4 protein-coding genes are annotated in these 6000 nt (G+C 68.8%); 3 read left to right on the forward strand and 1 reads right to left on the reverse strand.

What is annotated here, in order from left to right:
- Positions 1-655 precede the first annotated feature (655 nt).
- Together ACFXOM_RS10675 and ACFXOM_RS10680 are read left to right on the forward strand one after the other, a co-directional pair.
- The gene (locus ACFXOM_RS10675; RefSeq protein ID WP_384942059.1) at positions 656-1453 is read left to right on the forward strand and encodes a FadR/GntR family transcriptional regulator; all 798 of its coding nucleotides are present in this window, start codon (positions 656-658) and stop codon (positions 1451-1453) included.
- A 136-nt stretch (positions 1454-1589) separates the two neighbouring features.
- Positions 1590-2216 carry a TetR family transcriptional regulator gene (locus ACFXOM_RS10680; protein ID WP_385037665.1) on the forward strand — a complete coding sequence of 209 codons (627 nt, stop codon included), beginning with the start codon at positions 1590-1592 and terminating at the stop codon, positions 2214-2216.
- 267 nt (positions 2217-2483) lie between these two features.
- Here the strand turns inward: ACFXOM_RS10680 and ACFXOM_RS10685 are convergent, their stop codons facing one another.
- Entirely contained in the window at positions 2484-3890 is a 1407-nt protein-coding gene (locus ACFXOM_RS10685; RefSeq protein WP_384944411.1) for an NDP-hexose 2,3-dehydratase family protein, read from the reverse strand.
- 396 nt (positions 3891-4286) lie between these two features.
- Between ACFXOM_RS10685 and ACFXOM_RS10690 the strand changes: the two genes are divergently transcribed.
- Positions 4287-6000: type I polyketide synthase (locus ACFXOM_RS10690; protein WP_385037668.1), on the forward strand; the 1714-nt coding region annotated here is incomplete at its 3' end.

Consider the following 6000-nt stretch of genomic DNA (forward strand, 5'->3'; position numbering starts at 1 on the left):
CAGGGGGGTGCAGAACAGGGCACTGGGTGGCATTTGAAGGGAGTCCCCTTGGCGGATCCCGGAAGGGTACCTGAAGAAATACTCGGCGGTAGCTTTTCTCTTGGGAATGGAGTGCTCTGGCGGACGGCGGCGCTCATGGAATTTTTCATGGAATTTTCAGGCTCGGTGCGGCTTCGGGCTCCGCGTGGCGCCGGGACCGTGGATCGCACGGGGGAGGCGAAGCGGAATTCCGCCGGAGGCTGACGGGCCGTAACGCTGTGAGCAATATTACGCACGCATCTAAGGCCCACTGCGAGGCTCTTGAGGAGAATCTGAGCCTTCTCTTTCGCCAGGGTCGTCGCCGGCTTGTGGCCGGCCGTGTGTCTGTCCGGCTGCCGCGTCGAGGGGTGGTCCACGGGCTGCCGGGGCGAACCTCCCAGTCGCGCGTGTTCGGCTGTCTGACAAGTTCGTGACGCATCGTCGAACTCCAGGTGGGAGGTGTCAACCGGGCCTACGGCCATATCTGCACCGCCGGGCGCCCTCTGTTGCAACGTCGCAGGTCGTGGCCGGTTCGCTGACCTCCCGGGGAGCTGGCTCGGGCCACTCTTCTAGGGAAAAGCACAGAAGTTCCCAGGCTCGTTGACGCCTTTTGGGAGATGGCCACAAGATGCGAGATATGGTCAACCTGGACAGCAGGACAGCAGGGGTACCCACTCGGCGCGTCAACGCGATGGAGGCCGTGCTGAGAGACCTCCGGGGCGCCATCGAGCGGGGTGACTACGAGGTCGGTGACAAACTCCCCTCGGAGGCGGAGCTGGGTCAGCGCTTCGAGGTGAGCCGCTCCGTCGTCCGCGAGGCCCTCTGTGCCATGCAAGCCCTGGGTCTGACCGCCTCCCACGCGGGCAAGGGGACTTACGTCGCCTCCCCGGGAGCGTCGGAGGGCCCCTCCTTCGGTGCGTATTCCTCGCGCGACCTGGTCGAAGTCCGGCGGCACGTCGAGATCCCCGTCGCCGCCTACGCCGCCACCCGGCGCACGCAGGACGACCTGGACCTCCTCGACCGTCTGCTCGTACGGATGGAGCGGCAGACCGACACCACGGCTTGGGTCGCCCTGGACACCCTGTTCCACGTTTCCATCGCGGAGTCGACCGGAAACCCCGTGTTCCGCAAGGTGGTTGAGGAGATCCGGGACGCTCTGGCCCGGAAGTCGACCTTTCTCGACATGCTGGCCAGGCACTGCCGCGAGCAGTCGAACCGGGAGCACCGCGCCATCGTCGAGGCGATCGTCGACCGGTCCGAGGACGACGCCGTGCGGGCCATGACTGCTCACCTGGAACACGTCGAGCGGGCACTGCCCATCCACGTCCGCCCGGATCGCACCGGCGCCGAAGACCCGCGCCGACACCCCGGTCCGCCCGTGTGCGTGGGCTCCGTGGATCCCGGCACCGGTCGACCTCTGATCACCGGTTGCTGACCTCGCAGTAAGGCGCACCGGCGCGACCGTGCCGTGCACGGACGCCGCGGTCGTGACCGGTACCACCATACCCACCACCACGTTCCCGGCACACCGGACGACTGCGGCTCTTGCTTGCTTGTGCTATTTTTTGCTCGTGAATGCGAAGAGGGTGAGCGAACAAGGCGGCCGGACCTTCACTGAGGAGGCCAGGCGCGCCCAGATCGTGCGGGCGGCCATCGACACGGTGGCGGAGCACGGATACCCCAACACGTCGTTCAGCAAGATCGCCCAGCGGGCGGGCCTGAGCAGCACGGGCATGATCTCGTACTACTTCGCCGGCAAGGCCGAGCTCTTCGACGAGGTGGTGTCCACGGTCCTGCGGGCCGCCGACGAATTCGTCGGACCCCGCGTGCAGCACGAGCCGACCTACCGGGCGAAACTCCGCGCCTACATCGAGTCCAATCTCGCCTTCATGGCCAAGTACCCCGGACACACCCTCGCCCTGGCCGAGATCATCATCGGCACCCGCGACCGGGACAACATGCCGGTCGGCGCCATCAACCAGGCCACGGCGTCGATCGACGCCCTCGTCGACTGCCTCGACAAGGGGCTGGCCGCCGGGGAGTTCGCGGACGTCGAACCACGGGTCATGGCCGTCGCCATCCGGGGCGCCATCGACAACACCCTGCGACACCACATGCTCACCCCGGGCGTCGACCTCGAAAGCTACGGCAGCAAGCTCGCCGACATCTTCGACCGGGCCACCCGGGCCGGCTCCTGAACCACGCCGGGCGGCACCGGCTCGTCCCGGCACGCGCCGTCCCGGCACGCGGCGGAGTACCGGTCCCGCTACTCGGCGGACGGGCATCCGCGACCGGGCCCCGGTCGACCGCGGGCCACGTACGCACGGCTCGTCCACCCGTCGACGGGTGGACGAGCCCCCGGTGCGCGAGGTTCTCATCGAGCAGACCGCTCTGCTGCCCGTTCGCTACGGCTGACGCCCCATGACCGCACCCGGACGACGAACTGTCATGACCCCACATGCGGGTCAGTCCAGCGTCCTCATCCCCGCCACCAGCGTCCTGGCCTGCACGTTCAGATGGTGGCTGTACTTCAGCAGCTCATTGATCTGGCACGGCGTCACCCAGTGGAACTCCTCGGGCGCCTCGGTCGGGAAATCCTCGCCCACCTCGACGATCAGATAGCGGCTACGGGCACACAGGAAGCGCCCGCCCTCCTCCGACAGCACGGCGTCGAACAGCGTCCGCTCCGGACGGTGCTCCTGCACGACGTCGAGAAACCGGGGACGGTCCCCGGCGGGGAGCGCGGCATAGCTGTCCGGCGTGCACTGAACGGTGGGCCCCAATTCCACTACGTCCCGGAACCCCGGTTCGACCCGGGCGCTCAGCAGCGCATGCGGAACGCCCCCGATCCGCTTCACCAGCAGCGCGGCCATCCCCAACCCGTGCGGTTCGAGCAGCGGCTGTGACCAGGCGGGCACCTCACGCCGGTGCGAGCTGACGTCGACGGCGACGATGCTGAAGAAGCGCCCGCTCTCGTGCGAGATGGCGTCCTGTGAGCGGCGCCAACCCTCCGCCTCGCCCAGCGGCAGCGGCTCGGTGGTGATCTCGTGCCGGGCCCGTCGCGTCGTGAGCCAGCTTCGGATCTCCGTGTCGGAGTGTCGGCCGGCATTGGCCATCGACGAGCCCGCCCGCCAGTCGGGGAAGCAGGACAGCACCGTACGAGCGTCCATGTTCACCAGATCGGGACGGCGAAGCAGCGCACCGAGCTGGCCCAGGGTGACCCAGCAGAAGTCCTCGCCCGCTTCGACCCCGGGTCCCACCTCCACCACCATGTTGCGGTTGCGCTTCTGGTAGAACCACGACCCCTGCTCGGACTGGAGCACGTCGGCCAGCACCCGGCGCGGATCGGGATCGACGAAGCACTCCATGTACGGGACGGCGGAACCGCCGTGCACCCGCGTGTAGTTGCTCTTGGTGGCCTGCACCGTGGGAGAGAGCTGCACCCCGTTGGCGTTCCCCGGCTCGGGCTTGGCCTGCATCAGGCAGTGGAGTAGCCCGTCGATCTCCCGGACCGCGATGCCCAGCACACCGATTTCCGGCTGGTGGATGATCGGCTGGCACCAGTCGCGTACCGGCCCGTAGTCGGAGCGGACCCGCAACCCCTCGATGGAGAAGAAGCGCCCGCTGTCATGCCGCAGGTTCCCGCTTCCGGGAGCGAAGCCCCACCCCCGCAGCTCCCCGAACGGAATCCGCCTGACCTGCAGCGCATGGATGCGCTGCCGCTCCTCGAACCACGCGTGGAACGCCTCGTTGCTCATCACCCCACCCTCGGTGGCCAGGGCAGAAGCGGCCAGCCGGGACGACAGCGCCTCCGCCCGCCGGGAAGGCACCGCGGAGCCGGACGAGTACGAAGGCCCCACTGTGCTGTCCATATGCATTGCTGCGTCCCTCCACGCTGATGGGTGTACGACACCGCAGATCGGAGTGCGGCACCGGCGATCGGTGTACGGCAACCGGACGGCCGCCCCTCCTCCCGCAGCCTGCATCAGGGAGTCCTGGCATTCACCTAGTCTCTGTACCCGGCCGCGGACGTGACGGCACCGGCCGCACCCGAGACCTCGGGGGACGGACGCCGCCCGCGCCGGCGAGTCCCCGGGCGGAAACCTCCTACCGTTGTCGAAGCCCTGCTCAGAGCGGTGAGGAAGGGCCCTGACGCCGCGCCTAGGAGTTCCCCTAGAGGTGGCCTGCGGCCCGCCTTTCACGGGCCGCCGCTGTGGAACGGTGAACTCCTGCCGTGAGTGTGCCGCTTCGCGTAGGGAGTGCGATTGATGAACGGGTCGGAACCCGCGGGCTCCACGATTCCCTCGCCGGTCGGAGAGCCGATCGCGGTCATCGGCCTTTCCTGCCGCCTGCCCGGAGCAGCCGACCCCGACGCCCTCTGGCAGCTGCTGCGCGCCGGTAGGAGCGCCGTCACCGAGGCGCCGGCCGACCGGTGGACCACCGAACTCCTGGAGCAGTCAGGGCTGTCCGAGCCGCCCCGGGGCGGTTTCCTCGACGATGTCGCCGGCTTCGACGCAGCCTTCTTCGGCATCTCCCCGCGTGAGGCCCGGTCGATGGCTCCCCAGCAGCGGCTCGCCCTCGAACTCGCCTGGGAGGCACTGGAGAGCGCCCGCATCCGCCCGGAACGGCTCCGCGGCCGACGGACCGGCGTGTACGTCGGAGCCACCGTCGAGGACTATGCCGTACTCGTCCACCAGCAGGGCCCTGAGGCACTCGACCACCACACCCCCACCGGCCTCAACCGCGGAATCATCGCCAACCGTCTCTCCTACCACCTCGGCCTGCGCGGACCCAGCATGACCCTGGACACCGCACAGTCCTCCTCCCTGGTCGCGGTCCAGACCGCGTGCGACAGCCTGCGCCGCGGCGACTGCGACACGGCGCTGGCCGGCGGAGTACACCTCAACCTCGCCCTCGAGAGCACCCTCGCCATGGCCCGCTTCGGCGCACTCAGCCCGAGCGGCCGCTGCCACACCTTCGACGCACGCGCGGACGGGTTCGTCCGCGGCGAGGGAGGCGGTCTCGTCGTCCTCAAGCCCCTCTCCCGGGCACTCGCGGACGGCGACCATGTGCACTGCGTGATCCTCGGCGGTGCCGTCAACAACGACGGCGGAGGACCGGGCCTCACGACCCCCGATGCCGCCGCGCAGGAAGAAGTGCTGCGCCTGGCCTGCACACGTGCCGGTATCCACCCCGGCGACCTCGGCTACGTGGAACTGCACGGCACCGGCACCAAGGTCGGCGACCCCATCGAGGCGGCCTCGCTCGGAGCCGCGTACGGCACCGACCCGCGTCGGAGCAGCCCGTTGCCCGTGGGTTCGGTCAAGACCAACATCGGCCACCTCGAAGGCGCCGCCGGGATCGCGGGACTGCTGAAGGTGGTGCTGTGCCTGAAGCACGGCTACCTGGTTCCGAGCCTCAACTTCGCAACACCCCATCCCGAGATCCCGCTCGATGCCCTGAATCTGCAGGTGCAGACCGAGTCCGGCACGTGGACGGAGCAGGCGGGGCGGCAGCTCGTCGCTGGCGTCTCCTCATTCGGGATGGGTGGTACGAACGCGCACCTGATCGTGGCACGAACCGGGGACTCCGAGGACGTCGAGCCAGCCGCCGACCAGGACAGCGCTCCGTCGGCTTGGGGTGCGGACGCGGTGGTGCCGTGGGTGGTGTCGGGGCGTTCTGCTGAGGGGTTGGTGGGGCAGGCGGAGCGGTTGGTGTCGTGGGTGGTGGAGGGTGGTTTGTCGCCGGTGGAGGTGGGTTGGTCGTTGGTGGCGTCGCGGTCGTCGTTCGAGCATCGGGCGGTGGTTGTGGGGTCGGAGGTCGGGGATCTCTGCTCGAAGTTGGAGGGATTGGTTCCTCCCGCTGCGGTGGGCGATCCGGGTCGGACGGTGTTTGTGTTTCCGGGGCAGGGGTCGCAGTGGGTGGGGATGGCGGTGGAGTTGTTGGATTCTTCGCCGGTGTTTGCGGGTCGGTTGGCGGAGT

It is taken from the genome of Streptomyces sp. NPDC059169 (genome assembly GCF_042755225.1).
Classification (GTDB): Bacteria; Actinomycetota; Actinomycetes; order Streptomycetales; family Streptomycetaceae; genus Streptomyces.